Origin of the sequence: Tropicimonas sp., from assembly GCF_047971885.1 — a bacterium.
In the GTDB taxonomy this organism is placed as follows: Bacteria; Pseudomonadota; Alphaproteobacteria; order Rhodobacterales; family Rhodobacteraceae; genus Tropicimonas.
Window position 1 is genome coordinate 1 of record NZ_JBKEAE010000021.1, and the last position, 24,904, is coordinate 24,904.

Below are 24,904 nucleotides of genomic sequence, written 5' to 3' on the forward strand. Positions count from 1 at the left end.
CCGCCGCCGATGATGACTACCTTGTGCGCCATGATCTCCCTCGTCCCTGTTGCCGGCCGGGTCGCGGCGGGCTCAGCCGCGCCAGATCCAGCCACCGCCGAAAACCCGGCTGCCGCCGGCCTGATAGAAGACGCAGGCCTGGCCGGGTGAACCGCCTTCCTCGGGTGTCAGCAGTTCGACCTCGGCCGTCGTCGGGCCCGTGGGGCGCAGGATCGCCGCGCGCGGCGGCCGTGTCGAGCGGATCCTGACAGAAATCTCCCGTTCGGGGTGCGACTCGAAGGGCTCGTCGCCCAGCCAGTTGATCTCGCGCACCGGCACGATGCGGCGTGCCAGCGCCTCTCTCGGGCCGACGACAACCTGCCGCGCGTCGGGGTCGAGCCGGACGACATAGAGCGGCTCGGAAAGCCCGCCGATGCCCAGCCCGCGCCGCTGCCCGATGGTGTAGTGTATCACCCCCTCGTGCCGCCCCAGTGCCGTGCCCGCCATGTCGACGATCTCGCCCGGCTCGCCGGCGCCGGGCCGCAGCTTCTCGATCACTGAGGCATAATCGCCGTCGGGCACGAAGCAGATGTCCTGACTGTCGGGCTTGTCGGCCACCATGAGGCCATGGCGCTGTGCAAGCGCCCGGGTCTCGGCCTTGCTTTTCAGATGACCCAGCGGAAAGCGCAGGAATTCGAGTTGCTCGGGTGTGGTCGAGAACAGGAAATACGACTGGTCGCGCCGCGGATCGCCCGCCTGATGCAGTTCCGGCCCGTTCGGTCCATGCTTGCGCTGAATGTAATGACCGGTCGCCATGCAGTCGGCGTCGAGATCGCGCGCCGTCGCGAGCAGGTCCTTGAACTTCACCCGCTCGTTGCAGCGAATGCAGGGGACCGGGGTCGCCCCGCCAAGATAGCTGTCGGCGAATTCTTCGATCACCGCGTCGCGGAAGATGTTTTCGTAATCCAGCACATAATGCGGAAAGCCCATCTCCTCGGCGACGCGGCGCGCGTCGTGGATGTCGATCCCGGCGCAGCAGGCGCCCTTTCTGGCCAGCGCCGCGCCATGATCGTAAAGCTGTAGCGTAACCCCGATAACGTCGTAGCCCTCGGCCGCAAGCTCGGCCGCGACCACCGAGGAGTCGACTCCTCCCGACATCGCGACAACCACGCGCGTTTCGGCCGGCGGCTTGGCAAAGCCGAGCGAATTGAGGGGCGTTTCGGTATCGAGTGGCATCTGCGGCTCCGTTCGCGGGTTCGCCGGACTATAGGAAAATTCGAAATACTCTCAAGGCCGGGTTTCACCGCTCCTTAAGTGCGTTGCGCCAGTCTTTTGCCCGGGTGTGAAATGGGAGTGCAAGCCATGTTTCTCAAGAGGATCGACGGTCCGCGAACGGTCACATTGCCCGATGGCAGCAAGATGACGCGCGCCGACCTGCCGCCGAAAGGCACGCGAAGATGGGTGGCCAGCCGCAAGGCCGCAGTGGTCAAGGGCGTTCTGTCGGGGCTGATCAATCTGGACGAGGCAATCGCCATGTACGGCCTGTCGAAGGAGGAATTCGAAAGCTGGACGCATGCGGCGGCGGCGCATGGAATCTCGGGCCTGAAAACCACCCGATTGCAGCGATTCCGCCGCCCGCCGGCACCTCCCCCAAAATAGCGAGGTTAACTTTGGTAAAGAAGATGCGAGATTAAATTGGTAGGGATCAAAGGCATTAACGGTAACAGGGGATTAACCGATTTGTCCCATGGTCTCCGACAGATGTGTTGAAGCGGAGATAAGATCATGCGAGTCCTGCTCGTCGAAGACGATCCGGCCACGGCCAAGAGCATTGAAATAATGCTCACGCATGCCAACCTCAACGTGTATTGCACTGATCTTGGCGAAGAGGCGATCGATCTCGCGAAGCTGTACGATTATGATCTGGTCCTGCTCGACCTCGGACTTCCGGACATGACCGGTCACGAGGTGTTGCGCCAGCTTCGGCTGGCCAAGGTGGACACGCCGATCCTGATCCTTTCGGGTGCCGACGATACCGACAACAAGATCAAGGGCTTCGGCTTCGGTGCGGATGACTACCTGACCAAACCCTTCCATCGCGAGGAACTGGTCGCGCGGATACACGCGATCATCCGCCGCTCCAAGGGCCATGCGCAATCGGTCATCAATACCGGAAAGGTCACCGTCAACCTCGATGCGAAGACCGTCGAGGTGGACGGCCGCAGCGTTCATCTGACCGGCAAGGAATACCAGATGCTGGAACTCCTGAGCCTGCGCAAGGGAACCACGCTTACCAAGGAGATGTTCCTTAACCATCTCTACGGTGGCATGGACGAGCCTGAACTCAAGATCATCGATGTCTTCATCTGCAAGCTGAGAAAGAAACTCAGCCAGGCCACGGATGGCGATAATTATATCGAAACGGTGTGGGGGCGCGGCTATGTGCTGCGCGATCCGCAACCTATGGAACTGGAGCCGCGCATGGCGGTTGGCGCCTGACGCAATCCACTCACGGGTCGTCCCGGGGCAATATGGCTCCTTGTCCCGGGACGAAAACGCACCTGATTTCCCCTTGCCGCCGGCGCTAGGCTGTGACGTGCCTGTCTGGTTTAACGCGTTCTGCGCCGGGGTGCGCCGTTGTCCGTTTTGCACCATGATTCCGAACCCTGCTGGACCCGGGCGGCAACGCTTCGTATCAGTTGATCTGCGGATCGGGCGGAGGGTGCGATGAACGAGGAAAAGCCTGTCGAAGGGCTGAACGAAGCGGATGCCGAGGCAGAGCTTGCCCGGCTGGCAAAGCGGCTCGCCGAAGCCAATACTGCCTATCATAAAGACGACGCCCCCATCATCAGCGATGCGGAATTCGACGCCCTGAGGCGCCGGAACGCTGCAATCGAATCGCGCTTTCCCGGCCTGAAACGAAGTGACAGCCCAGGCGACCGGGTGGGGGCCACCGCTGCCGACGGATTTTCGAAGATCACCCATTCCGTCCGCATGCTTTCGCTCGGCAACGCCTTCGATGACGAGGATGTGCGGGAATTCGACCGCTCGATCAGAAAGTACCTCGGGCTGTCGGAAGAAGACAGGATCGCCTATACCGCCGAACCCAAGATCGACGGGCTGTCACTGTCGTTGCGCTACGAGAGCGGAGTTCTGGTTCAGGCCGCCACCCGCGGCGACGGTTCGGTTGGCGAGGACGTGACCGCCAACGCGCGCACGATTGCAGACATACCCCAACGTATCGACGACGCTCCCGACGTGCTGGAAGTGCGCGGCGAGGTCTACATGAGCCACGCCGATTTCGTCGCCCTCAACGTCAGGTCGCAGGAGCAGGACGGAAGGACCTTTGCCAACCCGCGCAACGCCGCCGCCGGATCGTTGCGCCAACTCGACCCGGGGATCACCCGGACGCGCCCGCTCCGGTTCTTCGCCTATTCGTGGGGCGAGATCGGCGCGCCGCTTGCCGACACCCAGATGGGGGCGATTGCCCGGCTATCGGGCCTCGGGTTTGTCACCAATCCGCTGACGCGTCTGTGCCATGGCGTTCCCGAACTGCTCGACCGCTATCGCGCGATCGAGGCACAGCGCGCGACGCTGGGCTACGATATCGACGGGGTGGTCTACAAGGTAGACAGGCTCGATTATCAGGAACGTCTCGGGTTCCGGGCGACCACGCCGCGATGGGCGATCGCGCACAAGTTTCCCGCCGAAAAGGCTTGGACGCGGCTGGAGCGGATCGAAATTCAGGTCGGCCGCACCGGGGCGCTCAGCCCGGTGGCGCGGCTGATGCCGGTGACGGTGGGCGGGGTCGTCGTCTCGAACGCGACACTGCATAACGAGGATTACATCGCCGGACGGTCGGCCGGCGGCGAGCCGATCCGCGACGGCAAGGATATCCGCGAAGGCGACTGGGTCGAGGTCTATCGGGCGGGGGACGTGATACCCAAGGTTGCCGATGTGAATCTGGCGAAGCGTCCGGCGGGTGCGGTGCCCTTTGTCTTTCCGACCATATGCCCGGAATGCGGCTCCGAGGCGATCCGCGAGGAGGGCGATGCGATCCGGCGCTGCACGGGCGGGTTGATCTGCCCCGCTCAGGCGGTCGAGAAACTGAAGCACTTCGTCTCGCGTGCGGCCTTCGACATCGATGGGCTGGGCGCCAAGCAGGTGGAGTTGTTCTATTACCTTCACTGGATTGCGGAACCTGCCGATATTTTCACTCTGCGGGAGCGGGACCGCACGCATGGCAAACTTCTGGACGGACCCGGGAAATTTCTGCGCCGACAATTCGGCCGGCCCGGTCGCGAGGGTGAAATACAGATAAAATACCGTGAATTGCTTGACGCAGTTGATGTTCAGGTGGAGGCGGTCGATGAAGCAACCCTTGAAGAAGCGATCCGTTCGCTGTCCGAAACCCCGCTAAGCGCAATCAGGGGATGGGGTGAAAAGAGCGCGAACAACCTCTTTGATGCCATTGATGAGCGGCGAGAGATTTCCCTGTCGCGGGTGATTTTTTCGCTCGGTATCCGGCATGTGGGCGAGGTTGCGGCACAGGATCTGGCGCGTCACTACGGCACCTGGGAGGCGCTGACCGGTGCGGTCGATGCGGCACGTGAAGCGGAACAGCGCTATCACGCGGCGGAAGCCGCGGTCGAGGAGGAGCGCCGGAACGCCGCCGTGGAAAACCGGCGCCCGAAGATCAGGGAAACGCGCGATGCCGTGTGGACACAGGCGCCGGCTCTGCCTGAAGGGGCGCGCGAGGCATGGGACGATCTTGTCGGAATCGAGGGATTTGGCGCCATTGCCGCCACATCGCTGGTTGCCGCCTTCGCCCAGGCGCACGAACGCGGCTCGATCAACCGGCTGGCGGGTCAACTCAGGATCGAAGCGGCGCAGCGCCCCGCCACAGGCGGCAGCCCGGTTTCCGGCAAGACCGTGGTGTTCACCGGGACGCTGGAAAAGATGACCCGCGCCGAGGCCAAGGCGCGCGCCGAGGCGCTGGGGGCCAGGGTTTCGGGTTCGGTTTCGGCCAGGACCGATCTTGTGGTGGCCGGGACGGGTGCCGGATCCAAGGCCAGAAAGGCGGCGGAACTGGGAATCGAGACGCTGGACGAGGACGGCTGGCTGGCGCTCATCGGGCCGGCATGACCGGGCGACCGCCGATCCTGTTTCCGCTGTTCGCGGATATCGAGACGCTCGACGGTATCGGGCCGAAGACGGCCGGGCATCTGGCGCAGACAGAAATCCTTCGCCCGCGCGACCTGCTGTTCACGCTGCCCTATTCGGGCATCGACCGGCGACGGGTCGGCACGATCCGTGGGCTGGAACTGCCCGATACCGCGACAGTCGAGGTGACGGTCGGTGCGCACCGGCCGGCGCAGCGCAAGGGCGGCCCCTACCGGATAACGGTGGAAGACGCCGGGACGAGCTTTCAGCTGGTCTTTTTCCACGCCCGCCCCGATTACCTTCAGCGGCAATTGCCGACCGGGCAGCGCCGGGTGGTTTCCGGCAGGATCGAGTTCTTCGACGGGATCGCGCAGATGGTCCATCCCGACCATATCCTGCGTCCGGAGGCGGCGGGGGATATACCGGCGTTCGAGCCGGTCTATCCGCTGACCGGCGGCATCACCCAGAAGCTGATGATCCGGGCGGCGCGCTCGGTACTGGCGCGCGCGCCCGGGCTTGCCGAATGGATCGATCCGGAGCTGGTTCGGCGCGAGGGCTGGCCCGACTGGCAATCGGCGCTGACGGTGGCGCATGCGCCCGGGTCGCTGCGCGACCTGTCGCCCGATGCGCCGGCGCGCCGGCGGCTGGCCTATGACGAACTGTTCGCGCACCAGCTTGCGCTGGCACTGGCCCGCAGCATCGAGCGCCGGGGAAAGGGGCGGGCCTCGGTGGCGACCGGCGCATTGCAGGAAAAGGTTATCGCCGCGCTGCCATTCCGCCCGACCGGGGCGCAGTTGCGCGCCGTGGGCGAAATATCCGCCGATATGGCCGGTGACCGGCGCATGGCGCGGCTGCTACAGGGCGATGTCGGCGCGGGCAAGACGCTGGTGGCGGTTCTGGCGCTGCTGGTGGCTGTGGAATCGGGCGGGCAGGGTGTGATGATGGCGCCGACCGAAATCCTCGCGCGGCAGCATCTGGGTTCGGTGTGGCCGCTGGCCGAACACGCGGGTGTGACGGTCGAGATTCTGACCGGACGCGACAAGGGGGCCGAACGCAAGGCGAAACTTGCGGCGCTTGCGCGGGGCGATATCCAGATTCTTATCGGCACCCATGCTGTGTTTCAGCGGGATGTGGAATTCAGCGACCTGCGGCTTGCGGTGATCGACGAACAGCACCGGTTCGGCGTGGCGCAACGGATGGAGCTTGGTGCCAAGGGCCATGCCGTCGATGTGCTGGTGATGACGGCAACGCCGATCCCCCGTTCGCTGGCGCTGGCGCAATACGGCGACATGGATTTGTCGGTGCTGGACGAAAAGCCACCCGGACGCACGCCGGTAACAACCGCCCTGGTATCGGCCGGGCGGACGGACGAGGTTGTCCGCCATCTTCAGCGGGCGGTGGCCGAGAAACGGCAGGCCTATTGGGTCTGCCCGCTGGTCGAGGAATCCGAAGTGGTGGACATGACAGCGGCCGAGGACCGTTTCCGCCATCTGCGCGCGATATTGGGCGAGGGCCGGGTGGGTCTGGTTCACGGCCAGATGCCGCCGGCCGAAAAGGACGCCGCGATGGCACGCTTCGTGGCCGGCGAAACGGCGGTACTGGTGGCGACGACGGTGATCGAGGTTGGCGTGGACGTTCCCAACGCCTCGATCATGGTCATCGAACAGGCCGAAAGCTTCGGCCTGTCGCAACTGCATCAGCTTCGCGGGCGCGTCGGGCGCGGCGCGGCGGCATCGACCTGCCTGCTGATGTACCAGCCGCCCCTGGGCGAGACGGCGCGGCGGCGGCTGGAAATCCTGCGCGAAACCGAAGACGGCTTTCGCATTGCCGAAGAGGATCTGGCAATGCGCGGGGCCGGCGATCTGATCGGCACCGCGCAATCGGGGCTGCCGAAGTTCCGGATCGCCGATCTGGAACGGCAGGCCGGGCTGATGCAGGTGGCCCAGCACGATGCGCGGCGCCTGCTGGCGGACGACCCGGTGCTGGAGGGGCCGCGCGGGCAGGCGGCGCGGGTCCTGCTGTGGCTGATGGAACAGGACAAGGCGATCCGCCTGATTTCAGCAGGTTAGCAGTTTTCCGAAAATGTTCTTAAAATGTTCTTTACACAATCGGCGCAATATGAGAACAAAAGAGCAACAACTGAGTAAACCCACAGGAGCCGCACCATGTTTCAGGAGTTCCGAGATCTTCTTGCGCGCAGCGAGGCGACGCTGCTGCAGGACGCCGCTGGTGCCGTATCGCTCATGGTGATTCTGGTGGTGGGGCTGCATCTGCCCGGAGTTTTCTGATTTGCCTGCCCGCGATCTGTGAGCCTGCGGCGAACGCCTCTGTCCCCAACAGGATGTTTCGCCGATCTGCCTGTCCCCAACGGCTTCAGGGGTATGCCTCTCCCCTTTGTCGGCTTGACGGAATCGCACCCTGCCGCCGCCATCCCCCCGGATGCGCGGCGGTTTTTTTCGGACGGTGCCGGAAATTCACGCCGCCTGTTCGGCCTCGGCCATCGCATCGACGGTGGCATCGAAAGCCAGCAGGATCGACGCGTGGCGATTGGTGAAATCGCGCGCCGGCAGCAGAACCTCGAGTTCAGCGAACGGTGCATCGGGTACCGGTCCGCCGGACGACAGCATTGCGCGCAACTGGCCGCGCGCCTTTTCGACCTCGACCCGTGTCAGGCCGATCACATTCGCCCCGAGAACCGATGCCGCCGCCTGGCCGAGCGCGCATGCCTTCACGTCCTGCGCGAAACCGGCGATCCGCCCGTCGCTGAGCAGGATGTCCACCGTCACCGTCGATCCGCAGAGCGGCGCCCGCTTGCGGGCGGTCGCCGTCGGGCGCTCGAGCCGCCCCAGATACGGAATATCGGCCGCCAGCGCGAGAATACGCCCGGAATAGAGCTTGACGAGATCGTTGTCGCTGACCATTGGCTGTTCCCCGAGAGGCGGTGAGATCTCTATCTAACCCCGACGAACGGATTTTCAAAGGAGCAATCCATGGGATTTGATCCGCAAAGCCTGCGGTTCGATGCGCAGGGCCTTGTCCCTGCCATCGCGCAGGAGGCCGGCACCGGCGAAGTGCTGATGCTGGCCTGGATGAATGCCGACGCTGTTCGAAAGACGCTTGAAACCGGGCGGGTAACATATTGGTCAAGATCGAGAAAATCGTTCTGGGTAAAGGGTGAAAGCTCGGGCCATGTTCAGGAACTGGTTGAAATGCGCTTCGATTGCGACCGCGATTGCCTGCTGTTGCAGGTTCGCCAGACCGGTCCGGCCTGCCATACCAACCGGCGAAGCTGCTTTTACACCGCCATCCGCCGGGGCGAGGAAGTCGAGATCATGGCACCGATGGAATGACGCGGGGTGTCAGGCCGCAAGGCCGACCATCGCCCTGATCCCGCCCGGCGTCAGACCCTCTCCGCGATAGGTCCTGATGGCGCGGGCATCGTCGCGCTTCGCCAGGCGCCTGCCGGTATCGTCACGGATCAGGCGGTGATGATGGTAAAAAGGGGTGGGCAGGCCCAGCAGGCGCTGGAGCACGACATGGATTGCCGTTGCCGCGAACAGATCCTGTCCGCGAACCACGTGGGTGATCGCCTGTTCCGCATCGTCCACCACAACCGACAGGTGATAGGAGGTGCCCATGTCGCGCCGCGCGATCACCACATCGCCGATTTCCCGCAGCATGGCGCGCGGGTCGGGGCGGATCGTTCCGGTTTCGCCATTCGGCCCGCTGCCGGTTTCGTCGAATGTCGGCGGCCCGGTTGCGGCAAGGGCGCGCGCCATGTCGAGCCTGAGCGCGGCGTTTCCGGGCAGGGGGCCGGTGCGCGCAGAGTCGCGGCAGGGGCCGGGATAGACGATCCCGTCGGGGCCGGCCACCGGCGCGCCACCTTCCTGTGGAGCCGAGGCGGCCTCGGCAATGTCGCGACGCTTGCAGGTGCAGGGATAGAGCAGGCCGCGCGCCCAGAGCTTTTCGAGCGCGGCACGATAGATTCCAAGCCGGCCGGACTGACGCATCACCGGTTCGGGCCAGCCGAGACCGAGCCAGTGCAGATCATCGCAGATCAGCGCCTCCCATTCCGGCCGTGCGCGGCCCTGGTCAATATCCTCGATCCGCAGCAGGAAATTGCCGCCCGCGCGCCGCGCCATATCGCTGGCCAGCATCGCCGAATAGGCATGGCCAAGATGCAGCGGGCCGGTGGGAGAGGGCGCGAAGCGGGTGCGAAACATCAGGCGGGGCCGGTCGTCCCGGACAGGGATCGGCCGAGCCATTCCGCCCATGCCGTCTTGGCTCGGTCGGTATAGGCCTTGTAGCGCGTCTTGCGGCCACGCCGCCCGCCCTTGGCCTCGACCGGACGGAACAGTCCGAAGTTGACGTTCATCGGCTGAAACGTCTTCGCCTCGGCTCCGCCGGTGATATGATTCAGCAGCGCGCCCATGGCGGTGTCGACGGGCACGGGCGGCAGGTCTGTCCCCAGCACCTCGGCCGCTGCCATCCGGCCCGCCAGCAGCCCCATCGCAGCGCTTTCCACATAGCCCTCGACCCCGGTGATCTGCCCGGCAAAACGGATGTGAGGTTTCGTACGGAGCCGCATTTGCGCATCGAGCAGGGTTGGCGAGTTGATGAAGGTGTTGCGGTGAATGCCCCCCAGCCGGGCGAAGCGGGCGTTTTCGAGGCCGGGAATCATGCGAAACACCTGCGTTTGCGCGCCGTATTTCATCTTGGTCTGAAATCCCACCATGTTGAACAGCGTTCCGAGCGCGTTGTCGCGGCGAAGTTGGACAACGGCAAACGGCTTTTCGGCCGGCTTGTGGCGGTTGGTCAGGCCGATGGGCTTCATCGGTCCGAAGCGGAGCGTCTCGCGCCCGCGTTCGGCCATCACCTCGACCGGCAGGCAGCCGTCGAAATAGCCGGCGGCTTCGCCGGGGCGGAACTCGGTCTTGTCGGCGGCGAGCATCGCGTCGATGAACGCCTCGTACTGGTCGCGGTTCATCGGACAGTTGAGGTAGGCGGTGCGCTCCTCTTCGGTGTCGCCCTTGTCGTAGCGCGATTGCGCCCAGACGATCTCCATGTCGATACTGTCGGCATGGACGATGGGGGCGATGGCATCGAAGAACGCCAGCGAGTCCTGCCCGGTTTCAGCAGCAATCGCCGCGGCCAGCGCTCCCGAGGTCAGCGGGCCGGTAGCGATGATCACCGGGCCGTCCCCGGGGACGGGCAGGGCGGTGACCTCTTCTTCGGTGACGGTGACGAGCGGATGGCTGCGCAGGCGCCGGGTGATTTCCTCGGAGAAGGGATCGCGATCCACCGCCAGCGCCCCGCCGGCGGGCAGCGCATGGGCATCGGCGGCGTTCATGATCAGCCCGCCGGCGCGGCGCATCTCCCAGTGGAGCAGACCGACAGCATTGCTTTCATCATCGTCCGAGCGGAAGGAGTTCGAGCAGACCATCTCGGCGAGGTTTCCCGTCCGGTGGGCAAAGGTGCCGACCTTCGGGCGCATTTCGTGCAGCACCACGGGCACGCCCATCTGAATGGCCTGCCACGCAGCTTCGGAGCCGGCCATGCCGCCACCGATGATATGTATGGGTCCTGTCATGTTTGCGATCTAGGCGATTGCCGACGGTTTGCAAAGCCGGTCCAGGTGCCGGGCTGCGGTGAAGCGAAGAGCCGCGCCGTCGCAACCGCCACAGGCCGGTGATTCTCGAACAATCACAACGACAACTGTGCAAAAATAGGAGAAGCGAGGCGATTGTCCGGATTATTGGAAATTTTTGAACCATGCGTCGGCAATGTGAATGCCGGCTTGCGCAGAAAAAAAAGCCGGGCTTCTGCAGCAGGGCAGTTCCGCTCCGGCGGATGCTCCGGCCGCCCTGCCAGCGCGACAACCGCCGTGACCCGGAAGGAGTACATTTTGTCGCATGGTAACCCGAGGTCAACGAACACAATGTTTGAATTGCCGAATTTGGCGGGCAGGCGGGTTGCGGACTGGATGCGAACGTTTGTCACGAGGGCGGGAACGAAGTTTTAGTGCAGTCGGTCATGGCGGTAAACGCAGATCGAACGGCCCGTATGTGGGGTGCGGAATTGCGACATTCTGACACGGAACAACGGTTTCCAAGTGTCTGTCCGGCAAAAAAGATGAATGGGCTGTTGAAAAATATCAACCAGATGGTAAAAAATAGAGTAGGGATTCACAGCCCTATCCAGAAGTAATTGCTTGTGGAGTAAGAGATCGCAGCGCCGGGTGGCGTGGTGAAAAGGTGTTCTGGGAATATTGCATGACAGGCATCGGGTGATGCCAGGGAGCCGGGGTTGGCTCTGATGTTTCAGCAAAACGGGATACCGGCGATTTCGCACCGAGAGCGAGTTCAGTTTCTTCGGGCGTGTTTGGCCTGAAGTGGATGAGTGAGTGGTGACGAGTGACTTGTCCCCGAAAGGGGGGCGGCGGCGGCTTCGGTCGCCGTTGCTTTTTTCGGGGCGGGCCCCGTTGCATGGGAATGGAACACCCCCGCCGCCGGAATGCGGCAGGGAGGCAGGGCAGCCTGCCTCCGGTTCCGGTTACTCTTCGCCGTTTTCCTCGTCACCCTGATCGGCGACCCGCGCGACCGAGACGACCTCTTCCCCCTCGGCGGTGTTGAACACCCTGACGCCGCCGGCGCTGCGCGAGCGGAAGGAAATTCCGTCGACCGGGCACCTGATCGACTGGCCGGTCGAGGTGGCAAGCATGATCTGATCGTCCAGTTCGGCCGGGAAGCAGGCAACCAGCGGCCCGCCGCGCATGGCGCGATCCATCGCCGCCACCCCCTGACCGCCGCGTCCGCGCACCGGGTAATCGTGGCTCGATGAGGTCTTGCCGAAGCCGCGCGCCGTGATGGTCAGGATCAGGTCTTCGGCCGCCGACATCTCGGCATAGCGCTCCTGGCTCAACTGGCCCTCGGCGACGGTTTCCTCGTCTTCGTCAATATCGGCCTCTGACTCGTCCTCGATGTTGCCGGCCATCAGGCGGCGCTGCTTGAGATAGGCGGCCCGCTCGCCCGGCGTCGCCTCGAAGTGGCGGATGACCGACATCGAGACCACCTCGTCGTCTTCAGCCAGCCTGATTCCACGCACGCCCACCGAACTGCGGCTGTTGAACACCCGCACATCGGTTGTGGGAAAGCGGATGGCGCGGCCGTCGCGGGTCACCAGCATCACATCGTCGTCGTCGGAACAGATCCGGGCATTGATGAGGCGGGTATCGGCATGCTCGTCCTCGAATTTCATGGCGATCTTGCCGTTGGATTTCACGTTGGTGAAATCCGACAACTGGTTTCGCCGCACCGTACCGGCCGAAGTGGCAAAGACAATCTGCAATTCGCCCCATTCCTCCTCGTCGCGGTCCACCGGCATGATCGCGGCGATCGAAACGCCGGTCGGAATCGGCAGGATGTTGACGATGGCCTTGCCGCGCGCGCTGCGCCCGCCCGCTGGCAGGCGCCAGGTCTTGAGCTTGTAGGCTATGCCGTCGGTGGTGAAGAACAGAAGCTGCGTATGCGTGTTGGCGACGAAAAGCGTGGTCACCACGTCGTCATCCTTGAGCGCCCCGCCCGAGAGCCCCTTGCCGCCGCGCCGCTGGGCGCGGAACTCGGTCAGCGGCGTGCGCTTGATATAGCCGGACTGGGTGACCGTCACCACCATGTCCTCGCGCTCGATCAGGTCCTCGTCTTCCATGTCGCCCGACCAGTCGACGATCTCGGTACGGCGCGGCACGGCGAACTGGCCGCGCACCTCGTTCAACTCGTCGGCGATGATACCCATGATCCGGTCGCGCGAGCGCAGGATATCGAGATAGTCCTTGATCCGGGCGGCAAGCTCTTCCAGTTCGTCGGTGACCTCCTTGACGCCCATCTGGGTCAGGCGCTGCAAGCGCAGATCGAGGATGGCGCGCGCCTGGGTTTCCGACAGGTTGTAGGTCCCGTCATCGTTCATCGTATGGGTCGGGTCGTCGATCAGGCGGATGTAATCGGCGATATCCTCGGCCGGCCAGCGCCGGCTCATCAGCTTTTCGCGCGCCTCAGCCGGATCGGCCGAGCCGCGGATCGTCGCCACAACCTCGTCGACGTTGGAAACGGCAACCGCCAGCCCGCACAGGATGTGCGAGCGCTCGCGCGCCTTGCGCAGTTCGAACGCGGTGCGGCGCGCCACCACCTCCTCGCGGAAATCGAGAAAAGCGGTAAGGAACTGGCGCAGCGACAGCACCTCGGGGCGGCCACCGTTCAGCGCCAGCATGTTGCAGCCGAAGGTCGTCTGCATCGGGGTGAAGCGCCAGAGCTGGTTCAGCACCACGTCGGGCGTGGCGTCGCGCTTCAGTTCGATCACCACGCGCACCCCGATGCGATCTGATTCGTCGGCGACATGCGAGATGCCCTCGATCTTCTTGTCGCGCACCATCTCGGCGATCTTCTCGATCATCGCGGCCTTGTTCACCTGATAGGGAACCTCGTCGACGATGATCGCGTAGCGGTCCTTGCGGACTTCCTCGATCCGGGTTTTGGCGCGCAGGATGACGCTGCCGCGCCCTTCGAGATAGGCCTTGCGCGCCCCGGACCGCCCGAGGATGATCCCGCCGGTGGGAAAGTCTGGGCCGGGAACATAGTCGATAAGCTGTTCGGTCGAAAGATCGGGAGTTTCGATCAGCGCCAGCGTGGCGTCGATCACCTCGCCCAGGTTGTGCGGCGGAATGTTGGTGGCCATGCCCACGGCGATACCGCCCGCGCCATTGACCAGCATGTTGGGAAACCGCGCCGGCAGGACCGTGGGTTCCTGATCCTTGCCGTCGTAATTGTCCTGAAAATCGACAGTGTCCTTGTCGATGTCGGCCAGAAGGAAGGCGGCCGGCTTGTCCATCCGTACTTCGGTATAGCGCATGGCCGCCGCGCTGTCGCCGTCCATCGAGCCGAAGTTGCCCTGACCGTCGAGCAGCGGCAGCGACATCGAGAACGGCTGCGCCATCCGCACCAGCGCGTCATAGATCGCACTGTCGCCATGGGGGTGGTATTTCCCCATCGTGTCGCCGACCGGACGGGCCGATTTGCGATAGGGCTTGTCGTGCGTGTTGCCCGTTTCGTGCATCGCGTAGAGAATGCGCCGGTGCACCGGCTTCAGCCCGTCGCGCAGGTCGGGAATGGCCCGGCTGACGATGACGCTCATCGCATAGTCGAGGTACGAGGTCTTCATCTCCTCGGAAATGGAGATCGACGGCCCGTCATGGAGCAGACGCTCGGGCCGGCCTTCTTCCTCGTCGTTTTCAGGTGTTTCCGGGGTGTCGTTCATGTTCTGCCCGTTCTTTCGGCGCACCGCTATATGTTGTTGAGCCATCATAGCCGATCCGCGAGATCGGGTGCAATGGCGCTGGCGCCGATGCTTTGGCAGCCACGCCGCATATCTGCCAGTGAATTGTTTTCATTGAAAAGTAATCAGAGTCGCGCGACGATTTTCCGGCGAGCAGGAAAGGAGTCATCATGGAAAGGACCGAAACCGAACTGATGCTGGAAGGATACGGCCTGACAACGGCGGAATTCTTCTATCGCTTGCCCGATTTCCGCAGCGTGCTGAACACGTTTGTCTGGCAGGAATACGATATCGCGCCGGATCATCCCCGGCTTTTCCGCTTCATCGAATTCTGGCAGGAGAAGATCGAGGGTCCGCTGCATTCGGTGCGCTTTGTCCACCGCAGGCAGATCGCCCCGGGAGAATGGCGAAACGTCCGGGGCGAGTTTCTTCTCAACTGACGGCGTTCAGCTTTTGCGCAGCGCCCGGACCCATATGACGATCAGCAGCAGCGATCCGATGGCGTTCATGTTGGCAAAGCTCAGGCCGAGGATGTCGAACGATACCTCGTCGCAGCGGATGATCGGGCTGGCGATTTCTGTGCTCAGCAGGTCGCTGCCGGAAAGCCCGCTCAGGTCCTGTCCGCCGGTGCAATCGGCGGGCCCGGCCCAGAGCTTGCGCTCGACACCGCTGTGATAGATTGCCAGCCCCAGCGACCAGACCGCCGTTATCGCGCCGAGAAACGGCGCGACGGGTCCCCGCCAGACCAGCCCGATCAGGGCGAACGCGGCCATGGCGGCATGCGGGTAACGTTGCAGCAGGCAGAGATGGCAGGGCAGTATGCCCACCGCGTACTGAAAGAAATAGGCGCCGGCCAGGGTCAGGACCGAGAAGGCGAAGGCGAGCCAGAGAAGCGATTTGCGGGTCATAGGTATTTCACCAGGTAGAAACTGCCAACCAGCAGGACGAGAAAGACGCTCATCACCAGGCCGAGGCGCTTTTCGATGAAATCGCGGATCGGTTCGCCATATTTGTAGAGCAGTCCGGCGACGAGAAAGAACCGCCCGCCGCGGGCGATGACAGAGGTTGCCATGAAGGTCCAGAACGGCATGCCGGTCCAGCCCGACATGATGGTGATGACCTTGTAGGGGAACGGCGTCAGCCCGGCGATCAGCACCGCCCAGAAGCCGAAATCGTTGAACCTGTCGTTGAAGGCTTCCATCGATTCCGTCTTGCCGAGACTTTCCAGTATCGGGCGTCCGATCTCGTCGAAGGCGAAGGCGCCGATCATGTAGCCGAACATGCCGCCCAGCACCGAGGCGACCATCGCCACACCGGCGATCACGAAGGCGCGGTTCGGCCGTGCCAGGATCATCGGGATCATCAGCACGTCAGGCGGTATCGGAAAGAACGAGCTTTCGACAAATGCCACCACGGCCAGCGCCCAGAGCGCGTGCCTGCCGGAGGCAAGCGAGATAGTCCAGTCGTAAAGTCCTCGTATCAAATCACGGAATCCTGCATCGTTTGGCCAGCACACATCACGCGCGGCCCGGCAGGTCAAGCAGCGCCGGACCGTCGGGCGACATGGCGCCGTCGCCGGGCGGGCGGAACGCGCTCCGGCCGGATGCCTGCGGATTGATTGCTTGCAATCGCATGGCCATGGACCGATTAGTAAGGCATGGATATGACTGACAGGTTTCACCCGGACCGGAGGCAGGCACGATGACAGTTCTCATTTCGGGGGCCGGGATCGCCGGCCTGACGCTCGGCCTTTCGCTGCATCAGCTTGGCGTGCCCTTCCGGATCATCGAGGCGATTGCCGAACTTCGCCCGCTTGGCTTCGGGATCAACCTGCAACCGCATGCAGTGCGCGAGCTCTACGACCTCGGGCTTGAGGAAAAGCTCGACACCGTCGGCCTGAAGACCGAGCGGATCTGCTATTTCAACGCGAAGGGGCAGGAAGTCTGGTCCGAACCGCGCGGCATCGACGCCGGCTACGACTACCCGCAATACTCGATCCATCGCGGCGGATTGCAGATGATGCTGCACGAGACGCTGCTCGAACGCTGCGGGGCGCGGGCGATCCTGGCCGGTGCCAAGGTGAACGAATGGTTCGAAACCCCGCAGGGGCTCGAGGTCGTCCTGACCGACCGGCAATACGGGTTCGAGATCGACCGGCTGCGCGGATCGGTTCTGGTGGCCTGTGACGGCGTGCGCTCGGCGACGCGGGCAAAACTGTTCCCCGAGGCGGGGGCGCCGAACTGGCGCAAGACGATGATGTGGCGCGGTGTCGCCCATGGCCCGAAGTTCCTCGGCGGGCGCACGATGACGATCAGCGGCACCAAGGGGGCGAAATTCGTCGCCTATCCGATCGCCAACAAGGGAAGGACGCAGAGCTACATCCACTGGATCGCCGATATCGACGTTGCGCCCGAACGCGACTGGGATGCGCAGGACTGGAGCCGGCGCGGCAGGATCGACGATGTGATGCCGACCTTCGCCGACTGGAAATTCGACTGGCTCGATATCCCCGCCCTGATCGCGGGCACCGAAGCGGTGTGGGAATACCCGATGATCGACCGCGACCCGCTGCCGGGCTGGGTGGACGGGCGCATCGCGCTGCTGGGTGACGCAGCACATCCGATGTACCCCATCGGCTCGAACGGCGCATCGCAGGGCATTCTCGATGCGCGCGTGATGGCGCGTGAACTGAGCGCCCTGGGCGAGGGGGCGGAAGCGCTGCAATCCTACGACCGGATCCGCCGGGGCCCTGTGAACGACATCATCCTGGCCAACCGCGAACAGGGCCCGGATGCAGTGCTCGACGAGGTGGCCGAACGGGCGCCCGGCGGGTTCGAGGATATTGACGCGGTGATGAGCCTGGACGAGCGGCGCGCCTGTTCCGACCGCTACAAGGAAGCAACCGGGCTGACCGTCGAGGCGATCAACGCACAGCCCTCGATCATCGGGCCGGTGATGGTCTGACGGCGGCACGGATGAAGATTCCGGTGGAACATCGCCGCATCTGGCGCTAGACACGCCGCCGGTGGCCCGAGTGGCGGAATGGTAGACGCAGGGGACTCAAAATCCTCCGCCCTAAACAGGCGTGTCGGTTCGAGTCCGACCTCGGGCACCAGCAAACCCGCGACCCCCGTGTTTCGTTGCGCAACTGACCGCCGCGCGTCCATTCCATTTGGCCGGGCGGCCTGTATATGCTACCGCCCGGAGCAAGCGCAACGGGCGCCCGGCCATGCGCCGGGCCGCGCGGGCGCAACCAGAGCCATTACCTGAACCGGGGAGAGGGAACACACATGTCCGATACCAACCAGCCGGATATCATCTATACCAAGGTCGACGAAGCGCCCGAACTGGCCAGCGCGTCGCTGCTGCCGATCATTCGCGCCTTTGCCGGCGCCGCCGGTGTTTCGGTCGAAACGCGCGATATCTCGGTTGCCGGGCGGATTCTGGCGGCGTTTCCCGAATACCTGGACGCGGATCAGCGGATCGCCGACGATCTGGCCGAACTGGGCGAACTGGTGAAGACCCCGCAGGCCAATGTGATCAAGCTGCCCAACGTCTCGGCCTCGGTGCCGCAACTGACGGCGGCGATCGCCGAATTGCAGGCGCAGGGCTTTGCGGTGCCCGACTATCCGGAAAGCCCGGTCACCGACGAGGAAAAGACCATCCGCGCCCGCTATGACGCGATCAAGGGATCGGCGGTGAACCCTGTTCTGCGCGAGGGCAATTCCGACCGCCGCGCCGCCAAGGCGGTCAAGCTCTATGCGCAGAAGAACCCGCACCGCATGGGCAGGTGGGCGCCCGACAGCAAGACCAGCGTCGCCTCGATGCCCGGCGACGATTTCTACGCCAACGAGAAATCGGCAACGATCACCGCCGCGCAGGCCGGCGCCGCAAGGATCGTGCTGGCTGGCGAGGACGGCAGCGAAACGGTGCTGAAGGACGGGCTGAAGCTCGACCAGGGCACGGTTGTCGACGCGACCCATATGTCGGCCAGCGCACTGCGCGATTACATCCGGGGCGAGGTTGCCTCGATGGAGCCCGGGGTTCTGTTTTCGGTGCACCTGAAGGCAACGATGATGAAGGTTTCGGACCCGATCATCTTCGGCCATTTCGTTTCGGTCTATCTCGAGGATTTCATCGCGAAACACGGTGCGAAGCTCGGGGAACTCGGCTGGAATCCGAACGCGGGCATCGGCGATCTGGAGACGCGCATCAGGGGCGACGCCGCGCTCGAGGCCGACCTGAAAGCCGCGCTCGCCGCCAAGCCGCCGCTTTACATGGTCAATTCCGACAAGGGGGTCACCAATCTGCATGTGCCTTCGGATGTCATCATCGATGCTTCGATGCCGGCGCTCATCCGTGCCGGCGGCAAGGGCTGGGGACCGGACGGGCAGGAGGCCGATGCCAAGTGCTGCATACCTGATAACTGCTATGCGCCGGTCTATGACGAGACCATCGCCTATTTTCGGGAAACCGGCGCACTCGATCCCGCCACGGCGGGGGCGGTGCAGAATGTCGGCCTGATGGCCCAGAAAGCCGAGGAATACGGCTCGCACCCGACCACCTTCGAGATTCCGATGAACGGCACGGTGCGATACGTGCTGGCCAACGGCGACGTTCTGTTCGAGGACCGGGTCGAAAAGGGCGATATCTGGCGTTCGTCGACGGCGAAAAAGGCCCCGATCGAGGATTGGGTGCAGCTTGCCATCGACCGGCAGAAAGCCACCGGCGCGCAGGCGATCTTCTGGCTGGATGCGAACCGCGCCCATGACGCGCAGCTTATCGCCTATGTGAAGCCCATCCTTGAACGTGCCGGTGTTGCAGACAAATTCCGGATCATGGCACCGCGCGAGGCGACCCGCCTGACACTGGAGACCATCCGCAAGGGCGAGGACAGCATCGCCATCACCGGCAACGTGCTGCGCGATTACCTGACCGATCTGTTCCCGATCCTCGAACTTGGCACCTCGGCCAAGATGCTGTCGATCGTCAAGCTGATGCAGGGCGGCGGCCTGTTCGAGACCGGTGCCGGCGGTTCGGCCCCCAAGCACGTTCAGCAGCTTGTCGGGGAAAACCACCTTCGCTGGGATTCGCTGGGCGAGTTCTGCGCCCTGGGTGAGAGCTTCACCTTCCTCGCCGACACCAGGGGCAACGCCAGGGCGGCGGTGCTGGGCAAGGCGGTCGAGGATGCGACGACGCGGGTGCTCGAGGATCAGCGCTCGCCCGGCCGCAAGGTCGGCCAGCCCGACAACCGCGATAGCCACTACTGGTTCGCCCGCTACTGGGCCGAGGAACTGGCCGCGCAGACGGCCGATGCCGATCTGGCCGCGCATTTCGCGCCAATCGCCAACGCGCTGGCGGATGGCGAGGCGCAGATCGTCGCCGAGTTTGCCGCCGTTCAGGGGCAGCCCGCCGATCTGGGCGGTTATTATCACGGCGATCCGGTCAAAATCGCCGCCGTGATGCGCCCCAGCGCAACGCTGAACGCGATTATCGGCTGATCCCGTCTTCGCGAACCGACAGGAAAGCGCCCGGAAATCCGGGCGCTTTCACGCTGGACGGGCCATCAGTGGCCGTGGCCGGCATGGCTGTGCCGGTCGGCGTCTGCCGCCTCGGTCTCGACATGCACCGCAAGCGTGCCGATGTCGAAGTCGAGGCCGGCTTCGAAAGCCTCGCCCTGCCGCAGGGGGCGGGTCAATCCGCTCAGCCGGATTGCGGCGGCGCCCGGCGCCAGAATCAGGGTCGTTTTCGGTGCAACCGGAATGCCGGGAAGCGCCACATGGCTTTCATTGCCGTTCTTCAGCCGAAAACCGACAAGCTCGCCACCTGTTGCGATTTCCGCCTGTCCGCCTTGCAGGGTTACCGTTTCGTCGCCGGTATTCTCGATCTCGACAAAGACAAGTGCATCGTCCTGCGAGGTTGCGCGGGTCCATGCGTGAATGGCGCGGATACCGCCCAGTTCCGAAAGGTGATCGGCATGATCGTCGTCGGCAAGGGCGCCCGGGGGCATCAGGGCAAGGGCGAGGCTGAAAGCTGCAAGTCGCATGGTCGATTTCTCCGGTGATTGTCAGGTGGACCGCAGGTCGGCGACGGGCGAGCGCCGCAGGGTCAGCGCGGCGGGAAGCAGTGCCAGCAGCACGCTCAGCGACAGAAAGGCCGCCACCATGTGCAATTCGGGCCAGCCGAGGCTCGCTTCGATCAGAATGTCGGTCCGCTCGGAAACGACCTGCGAGATTGCCGCGCTTGCAACCATGCCGAGCACAAGCCCCAGCAGCGTTCCGGCGGCGATCAGCGTTGCGGCATAGCTCCAGACCAGCGCGAAGACGAACCGCCGGGGCGCCCCCAACGCCCGCAGCAGCGCCAGTCGCCGGGCGAACAGCCGCATCAGGATGAACAGCCCGGCCAGCACGCCAACCGCAACCAGAACCTGTGTCACGACGGCAAGCAGCGACATGACCTCGCGCACATCGCCAAGCAGCGAAAGCAGCCGCGCCAGCACCGAACCGGGGAAGAACGCCATCGTCCGATCGGTGGTAAAGGCGGATTTCAGTGCATAATTGGCCCAGAGCGCCTCGGCCCGCACCAGCACGGCCGGGGTGCCGGGAAAGAACGCCGGATCGAAGGGTGGGCCGGGCGGACCGTTCCAGCCGTCGCTGTGCCCGTTGGGCAGGCCGTGTACCAGCCAGACACCTTCGACGGGAACGAGGATCGCCTTGTCCCACGGTGTTCCGGTGGGGAGCATGCGGCCGCTGACGCGATAGCTGAAGTCGCCGTGCGCGTCGTCTTCGGCCGCGTCGCCGTGTCCGTGCGCCGGCGTCAGCGTATCGCCGATGGCAAGCGGCACCCTTGCGCCGATTACCGCCTCGTCAATGGCGCCGAATACCACGCCTTCGGCCAGTTCGCCACCCAGATGCGTCACGAACTGCGGCGTGGTGCCGACGACCGGCGATTCGTGCCAGCTGTCGCCAAAGGCGATCGGCGCGGCGAGATCGACGTTTTCGTGGCTGGCGATGGTCTCATAGGTTGGCCCGTCGAGCAGCGCCATGTCGGCCGGTTGCAGGTAGACGGCCGCCAGCATGACAGTGACCTCGCTGCCCGGCGCGGCGACGATCAGGTCGAACCTGTCGGCGGCCATCGCGGTGCCACGGCGCAGACCGCGCTCCTGCGCCAGCAACCCGGTGCCGATGGCGACGGAAACGGCGATCAGCGCAACAAAGGTCAGCGAGACCCAGAGGTGCCGGCGCAGCAGACCCGCCAGCAGCCCCCAGGGCGTATATCCGCGCAGCGTGACCAGACCGGCCAGTACGGCGGGTGTGAGCAGGGCGAGGAACAGGCCGAAATCCTGAAGCCAGACCGGCAGCGATACCCAGAAATCAGCCATCGTCGCGCCCTCCTTCGGGCTGCAACACGCCATCGATCACATCGAGGATGCGATCCGCCCGGTGGTGAAAGTGCACATCGTGAGTTACGGCGATCAGCGTTCGCCCGTCGTCGCGCGCCAGTGCCGTCAGATCGTCGATCAACCGGTCGGCGGCTCGCCGGTCGAGGCTGGCCGTGGGTTCGTCGGCGAGGATGATCGCCGGGTTTCCGGCAAGCGCGCGTGCCACCGCAACCCGCTGGCGCTCCCCGCCCGAGAAGGTGGCAATATTGCGTTCCACGCTCTTCGAGAGGCCCAGCCGTTCGAGTTGTGCACGCCCCGAGGCGAGCAGGGACGCGCGCTCGGTCCGGGGCGAATAGGCGGCGGCGAGGGTGGCGTTCTGAATGGCGGAAAGTTCCTCGAACAGATGGTGTTCCTGAAAGATGAAGCCGATATGCCGGCGCCGAAACGCGGTGCGCGCCGCATCGCCAAGACCGTCGAGGCGCGTCTCGCCCCAGCGTACCTCGCCGCTCGCGACCGGCAGCAACCCGGCCAGCACATGCAGCAGGGTCGATTTGCCGGCACCCGAGGGGCCACGGACGACAACCGCTTCGCCCGGCGCGATGTCGAGCCTGCCGGCGCGCAGGATCGGGCGCCCGTTGTCGGCTTTCACGGTGAGGCCCGCAACCCGCAGGGCGAGGCGCGCGCTGGCGTTCATATCCACAGCCATTGTGGTCAGGTGCCCGAAACCGTCGCGTCCACCAGCCGCACCATGCTGAGAAACCCGGTATCAGGGTCCTTGTATGCGCCGGTCTCCAGCGTGCCCGAGGTGACGATCTTCACGTTGAACGGTTTCACATCGACCACCCGCTTGGTGTAGATTGCCAGAATGTCGTTCGGCCATTCGGCCTCGGTCTCGCAGAACGGGCAGACGGCCATCGGCTTTTTCGTCAGCACGAAGAACGTGCTTTCCGCCTTGAGCGGCGGCGCCATGAACCCCTCGACCCGGATGCGCGTGCCTTCGGCGGACCGGGCGAGCGGGGAGAGGCTCAGGTTCTTGTTGTAGAGATCGCGTATCTTGATGAGGTCGTCCCCGGCGGCGCGCAGTGCGCCGGGGGCGAGGGGGAGCAGGGCGGACAGGGCAAGGAACTGGCGGCGTTTCATCTGATACTCGATCTGATTTGGCTCTGATGGCGAGCGAGTCGGGCGACGGACGCGGGTGACGGGCTGGGGCGGAACTCTCCTTTTTGGGGTATCGCACAGTCTAGTCCGGGTTCATGCGCCAGTCCAGCCAGAGGATTTCGCGGGCGTTCTATCCGATTGAATATATTTCTATAATACCGGAATTGACAGCATGTGCCGGCGGCGGGTTTGTCTTTTCCAACTGCGCGGAGTGCGATTATAACGGTTTTGTGACAGAGGAGGTCACAACCGTCGCGCGACCGGCAAAACGCTGCCGGTGGTGCGGATCGATTGCAATGGAGGACACCAGAATGAGAAAGACAACCACAGCGAAACCGCTGGCATGTTCGCTCGCGGTGCTGGCGGCTGCCGCCGTTCTGCCTGCTGCGGCGCGGGCGGACACGGACAACGCGTGGTATCAGGCCGGTCAGGCCGAGATTCAGGCGAAGCTCGCGCGCCAGCCGATCACCGCCAGGGCGAAGAACGTCATCCTGTTTGTCGCCGACGGCAACGGGGTTTCGACCAATTACGCAACCCGGATCTTTCAAGGCCAGCGCAACGGCGGATACGGCGACGAAAACGTCATGGCAAAGGAGGCGCTGCCCTATCTCGCCCTTTCCAAGACCTATAACACCAATGCGCAAACGCCGGATTCCGCCGGAACCGCCGTTGCCTTCATGACCGGCATCAAGACCAAGTCGGGCGTGATCGGCGTGGACGAGACACTGCGCCGGGGCGAATGCGCCGATGTCGAGGCGGCAAGGATCGATTCCATCGGCGATGTGGCGGCGGAGATGGGAAAATCGGTTGGTATCGTGACCACGGCGCGGGTGACGCACGCAACGCCTTCGGCTGTCTACGCCCATGCCGCCAACCGCGATTTCGAAGCCGATTCCGACCTGCCCGAAGGGTGCGAGGTGCCCGATATCGCGGTGCAGCTTGCCGAGAATATCCAGTCGGGCACCGTCGATCTGGCGATGGGCGGCGGCCGGCGCGCCTTTGTTCCCGCCGATTTCGAGGACGACGAGGGGAAGGCGGGAAAGCGCAACGACGGGCGAAACCTGGTCGATGAACTCAGGCAGGCGGGCGTGCAGTATGTCTGGAACGACGAAACGCTTGCCGGGCTGAACATGGATTACTCGGCACCGCTGCTGGCCCTGTTCGAAAGCTCGCACATGTTCTACGAGCATGACCGCGCCGGCGAGCCGTCGATCGTTCAGATGACCGAAGCCGCGATCGACTATCTTTCGCACAACGATCAGGGGTATTTCCTTCTGGTCGAAGGGGGCAGGGTGGATCACGGCAACCATGACGGCAACGCCTATCGCGCCCTGTCCGACGGCGTGGCCTTTGACGAGGCTATCGCCCGGGCGGTGGAACTGACCGACGAGCAGGACACGCTGATCGTCGTCACCGCCGATCACGGGCATGCGATGTCCTTCAACGGCTATTGCGGGCGTGGCTCGCCGATCGAGGGGCTGTGCCACCAGATCGACGATGCCGGCGAGAAATATATCGAAGAGCCCAACCTCGCCGACGACGGCAAGCCCTATACCGCCATCGGTTACATGAACGGTGTCGGCTCGGTGCTGGTCAGGCAGGCGGACGGAAGCTATTTCGGCACGCGGCCGATCCTGACGCAGGAAGAGGCCACCGACCCCGATTTCGTCCAGCAGGCGATGCTGCCGCTTCCCTCGGAAACCCACTCGCCCGCCGATGTGGCGATTTATGCGCGCGGGCCGTGGGCGCACCTGTTCGACGGAACGGTGGAGCAGAGCTACATTTATCATGTGATGCGCCATGCCTTCGAGGCCGAATAACCTGTAACCTGCGACCGGCGGCCCGACCGGCGGCGGAAGAAGGGGCCCGGCAGCCGCCGGGCCCCGTTCGTTCCGGACC

Annotated in this window: 21 protein-coding genes and 1 tRNA gene; 11 read left to right on the forward strand and 11 right to left on the reverse strand. The window is 64.3% G+C overall.

Annotated features, from left to right (window positions below):
• Positions 1-72: 72 nt before the first annotated feature.
• Positions 73-1,215 (reverse strand): tRNA 2-thiouridine(34) synthase MnmA, encoded by a 1,143-nt coding sequence (gene mnmA / locus ACK5IR_RS02145; protein WP_416925438.1) that lies wholly within the window; start codon positions 1,213-1,215, stop codon positions 73-75.
• 126 nt (positions 1,216-1,341) lie between these two features.
• On the opposite strand from mnmA, the gene ACK5IR_RS02150 reads away from it, so the two are divergent.
• The 5 genes from ACK5IR_RS02150 to ACK5IR_RS02170 all read left to right on the forward strand — a co-directional run bounded on the left by ACK5IR_RS02150 (position 1,342) and on the right by ACK5IR_RS02170 (position 7,430).
• A complete protein-coding gene (locus ACK5IR_RS02150; protein WP_416925440.1) occupies positions 1,342-1,638 on the forward strand; it encodes a DUF1153 domain-containing protein in 297 nt (98 codons plus the stop codon).
• Between the two features lie 126 nt (positions 1,639-1,764).
• Complete coding sequence (gene ctrA, locus ACK5IR_RS02155; RefSeq protein ID WP_416925442.1) at positions 1,765-2,478, forward strand: response regulator transcription factor CtrA; 714 nt, start codon at positions 1,765-1,767, stop codon at positions 2,476-2,478.
• 228 nt (positions 2,479-2,706) lie between these two features.
• The gene (gene ligA, locus ACK5IR_RS02160; RefSeq protein WP_416925444.1) at positions 2,707-5,124 is read left to right on the forward strand and encodes an NAD-dependent DNA ligase LigA; all 2,418 of its coding nucleotides are present in this window, start codon (positions 2,707-2,709) and stop codon (positions 5,122-5,124) included.
• Positions 5,121-7,211, forward strand: a complete 2,091-nt coding sequence (gene recG, locus ACK5IR_RS02165; RefSeq protein ID WP_416925446.1) for an ATP-dependent DNA helicase RecG — start codon at positions 5,121-5,123, stop codon at positions 7,209-7,211. Before ligA ends, recG begins: the two co-directional genes overlap by 4 nt.
• A 96-nt stretch (positions 7,212-7,307) precedes the next feature.
• Positions 7,308-7,430 carry a hypothetical protein gene (locus ACK5IR_RS02170; protein ID WP_416925448.1) on the forward strand — a complete coding sequence of 41 codons (123 nt, stop codon included), beginning with the start codon at positions 7,308-7,310 and terminating at the stop codon, positions 7,428-7,430.
• 186 nt (positions 7,431-7,616) lie between these two features.
• On the opposite strand, the gene ACK5IR_RS02175 is transcribed toward ACK5IR_RS02170, so the two are convergent.
• The gene (locus ACK5IR_RS02175; protein WP_416925451.1) at positions 7,617-8,063 is read right to left on the reverse strand and encodes an iron-sulfur cluster assembly scaffold protein; all 447 of its coding nucleotides are present in this window, start codon (positions 8,061-8,063) and stop codon (positions 7,617-7,619) included.
• A 69-nt stretch (positions 8,064-8,132) separates the two neighbouring features.
• Here ACK5IR_RS02175 and hisI point away from each other — a divergent pair, with 69 nt between their 5' ends.
• Positions 8,133-8,492, forward strand: coding sequence for a phosphoribosyl-AMP cyclohydrolase (gene hisI / locus ACK5IR_RS02180; protein ID WP_416925453.1), 360 nt, complete (start codon positions 8,133-8,135; stop codon positions 8,490-8,492).
• A gap of 9 nt (positions 8,493-8,501) precedes the next feature.
• On the opposite strand, the gene gluQRS is transcribed toward hisI, so the two are convergent.
• The 3 genes from gluQRS to gyrA all read right to left on the reverse strand — a co-directional run bounded on the left by gluQRS (position 8,502) and on the right by gyrA (position 14,448).
• The gene (gluQRS, locus tag ACK5IR_RS02185; protein ID WP_416925455.1) at positions 8,502-9,365 is read right to left on the reverse strand and encodes a tRNA glutamyl-Q(34) synthetase GluQRS; all 864 of its coding nucleotides are present in this window, start codon (positions 9,363-9,365) and stop codon (positions 8,502-8,504) included.
• Positions 9,365-10,732 carry a methylenetetrahydrofolate--tRNA-(uracil(54)-C(5))-methyltransferase (FADH(2)-oxidizing) TrmFO gene (gene trmFO / locus ACK5IR_RS02190; protein WP_416925457.1) on the reverse strand — a complete coding sequence of 456 codons (1,368 nt, stop codon included), beginning with the start codon at positions 10,730-10,732 and terminating at the stop codon, positions 9,365-9,367. The genes gluQRS and trmFO overlap by 1 nt, the downstream gene beginning before the upstream one ends.
• Before the next feature lie 962 nt (positions 10,733-11,694).
• Positions 11,695-14,448: a DNA gyrase subunit A gene (gene gyrA, locus ACK5IR_RS02195; RefSeq protein WP_416925459.1), complete on the reverse strand. Its 2,754-nt coding sequence runs from the start codon at positions 14,446-14,448 to the stop codon at positions 11,695-11,697.
• A 188-nt stretch (positions 14,449-14,636) separates the two neighbouring features.
• Between gyrA and ACK5IR_RS02200 the strand changes: the two genes are divergently transcribed.
• Entirely contained in the window at positions 14,637-14,906 is a 270-nt protein-coding gene (locus ACK5IR_RS02200) for an usg protein (RefSeq protein ID WP_416925461.1), read from the forward strand.
• A 6-nt stretch (positions 14,907-14,912) separates the two neighbouring features.
• Here the strand turns inward: ACK5IR_RS02200 and ACK5IR_RS02205 are convergent, their stop codons facing one another.
• Positions 14,913-15,374, reverse strand: coding sequence for a disulfide bond formation protein B (locus ACK5IR_RS02205; RefSeq protein ID WP_416925463.1), 462 nt, complete (start codon positions 15,372-15,374; stop codon positions 14,913-14,915).
• Positions 15,371-15,949 (reverse strand): YqaA family protein, encoded by a 579-nt coding sequence (locus tag ACK5IR_RS02210; RefSeq protein ID WP_416925465.1) that lies wholly within the window; start codon positions 15,947-15,949, stop codon positions 15,371-15,373. Before ACK5IR_RS02210 ends, ACK5IR_RS02205 begins: the two co-directional genes overlap by 4 nt.
• A 218-nt stretch (positions 15,950-16,167) precedes the next feature.
• Between ACK5IR_RS02210 and ACK5IR_RS02215 the strand changes: the two genes are divergently transcribed.
• The 3 genes from ACK5IR_RS02215 (at position 16,168) to ACK5IR_RS02225 (ending at position 19,967) form a co-directional block, all read left to right on the forward strand.
• Positions 16,168-17,430 (forward strand): flavin-dependent oxidoreductase, encoded by a 1,263-nt coding sequence (locus tag ACK5IR_RS02215; protein WP_416925467.1) that lies wholly within the window; start codon positions 16,168-16,170, stop codon positions 17,428-17,430.
• Positions 17,431-17,494: 64 nt separating this feature from the next.
• A tRNA-Leu gene (locus ACK5IR_RS02220) sits at positions 17,495-17,581 on the forward strand.
• Positions 17,582-17,756: 175 nt separating this feature from the next.
• Complete coding sequence (locus ACK5IR_RS02225; RefSeq protein ID WP_416925469.1) at positions 17,757-19,967, forward strand: NADP-dependent isocitrate dehydrogenase; 2,211 nt, start codon at positions 17,757-17,759, stop codon at positions 19,965-19,967.
• A gap of 65 nt (positions 19,968-20,032) precedes the next feature.
• Here the strand turns inward: ACK5IR_RS02225 and ACK5IR_RS02230 are convergent, their stop codons facing one another.
• The 4 genes from ACK5IR_RS02230 to ACK5IR_RS02245 are packed head-to-tail and all read right to left on the reverse strand — an operon-like array spanning position 20,033 to position 22,987.
• Complete coding sequence (locus ACK5IR_RS02230; protein ID WP_416925471.1) at positions 20,033-20,512, reverse strand: copper chaperone PCu(A)C; 480 nt, start codon at positions 20,510-20,512, stop codon at positions 20,033-20,035.
• Between the two features lie 21 nt (positions 20,513-20,533).
• The gene (locus tag ACK5IR_RS02235; protein ID WP_416925473.1) at positions 20,534-21,847 is read right to left on the reverse strand and encodes an FtsX-like permease family protein; all 1,314 of its coding nucleotides are present in this window, start codon (positions 21,845-21,847) and stop codon (positions 20,534-20,536) included.
• Positions 21,840-22,541 (reverse strand): ABC transporter ATP-binding protein, encoded by a 702-nt coding sequence (locus ACK5IR_RS02240; RefSeq protein ID WP_416925475.1) that lies wholly within the window; start codon positions 22,539-22,541, stop codon positions 21,840-21,842. Before ACK5IR_RS02240 ends, ACK5IR_RS02235 begins: the two co-directional genes overlap by 8 nt.
• Before the next feature lie 17 nt (positions 22,542-22,558).
• Positions 22,559-22,987: a hypothetical protein gene (locus ACK5IR_RS02245; protein ID WP_416925477.1), complete on the reverse strand. Its 429-nt coding sequence runs from the start codon at positions 22,985-22,987 to the stop codon at positions 22,559-22,561.
• Between the two features lie 329 nt (positions 22,988-23,316).
• On the opposite strand from ACK5IR_RS02245, the gene ACK5IR_RS02250 reads away from it, so the two are divergent.
• Positions 23,317-24,825, forward strand: a complete 1,509-nt coding sequence (locus ACK5IR_RS02250) for an alkaline phosphatase (protein ID WP_416925479.1) — start codon at positions 23,317-23,319, stop codon at positions 24,823-24,825.
• Positions 24,826-24,904 lie beyond the last annotated feature (79 nt).

Bases quoted from the DNA above. Each gene is read 5' to 3' on its own strand.
- mnmA (WP_416925438.1), bottom strand. From the start codon at position 1,215: ATGCCACTCGATACCGAAACGCCCCTCAATTCGCTCGGCTTTGCCAAG.
- ACK5IR_RS02150 (WP_416925440.1), top strand. From the start codon at position 1,342: ATGTTTCTCAAGAGGATCGACGGTCCGCGAACGGTCACATTGCCCGAT.
- ctrA (WP_416925442.1), top strand. From the start codon at position 1,765: ATGCGAGTCCTGCTCGTCGAAGACGATCCGGCCACGGCCAAGAGCATT.
- ligA (WP_416925444.1), top strand. From the start codon at position 2,707: ATGAACGAGGAAAAGCCTGTCGAAGGGCTGAACGAAGCGGATGCCGAG.
- recG (WP_416925446.1), top strand. From the start codon at position 5,121: ATGACCGGGCGACCGCCGATCCTGTTTCCGCTGTTCGCGGATATCGAG.
- ACK5IR_RS02170 (WP_416925448.1), top strand. From the start codon at position 7,308: ATGTTTCAGGAGTTCCGAGATCTTCTTGCGCGCAGCGAGGCGACGCTG.
- ACK5IR_RS02175 (WP_416925451.1), bottom strand. From the start codon at position 8,063: ATGGTCAGCGACAACGATCTCGTCAAGCTCTATTCCGGGCGTATTCTC.
- hisI (WP_416925453.1), top strand. From the start codon at position 8,133: ATGGGATTTGATCCGCAAAGCCTGCGGTTCGATGCGCAGGGCCTTGTC.
- gluQRS (WP_416925455.1), bottom strand. From the start codon at position 9,365: ATGTTTCGCACCCGCTTCGCGCCCTCTCCCACCGGCCCGCTGCATCTT.
- trmFO (WP_416925457.1), bottom strand. From the start codon at position 10,732: ATGACAGGACCCATACATATCATCGGTGGCGGCATGGCCGGCTCCGAA.
- gyrA (WP_416925459.1), bottom strand. From the start codon at position 14,448: ATGAACGACACCCCGGAAACACCTGAAAACGACGAGGAAGAAGGCCGG.
- ACK5IR_RS02200 (WP_416925461.1), top strand. From the start codon at position 14,637: ATGGAAAGGACCGAAACCGAACTGATGCTGGAAGGATACGGCCTGACA.
- ACK5IR_RS02205 (WP_416925463.1), bottom strand. From the start codon at position 15,374: ATGACCCGCAAATCGCTTCTCTGGCTCGCCTTCGCCTTCTCGGTCCTG.
- ACK5IR_RS02215 (WP_416925467.1), top strand. From the start codon at position 16,168: ATGACAGTTCTCATTTCGGGGGCCGGGATCGCCGGCCTGACGCTCGGC.
- ACK5IR_RS02225 (WP_416925469.1), top strand. From the start codon at position 17,757: ATGTCCGATACCAACCAGCCGGATATCATCTATACCAAGGTCGACGAA.
- ACK5IR_RS02230 (WP_416925471.1), bottom strand. From the start codon at position 20,512: ATGCGACTTGCAGCTTTCAGCCTCGCCCTTGCCCTGATGCCCCCGGGC.
- ACK5IR_RS02235 (WP_416925473.1), bottom strand. From the start codon at position 21,847: ATGGCTGATTTCTGGGTATCGCTGCCGGTCTGGCTTCAGGATTTCGGC.
- ACK5IR_RS02240 (WP_416925475.1), bottom strand. From the start codon at position 22,541: ATGAACGCCAGCGCGCGCCTCGCCCTGCGGGTTGCGGGCCTCACCGTG.
- ACK5IR_RS02245 (WP_416925477.1), bottom strand. From the start codon at position 22,987: ATGAAACGCCGCCAGTTCCTTGCCCTGTCCGCCCTGCTCCCCCTCGCC.
- ACK5IR_RS02250 (WP_416925479.1), top strand. From the start codon at position 23,317: ATGAGAAAGACAACCACAGCGAAACCGCTGGCATGTTCGCTCGCGGTG.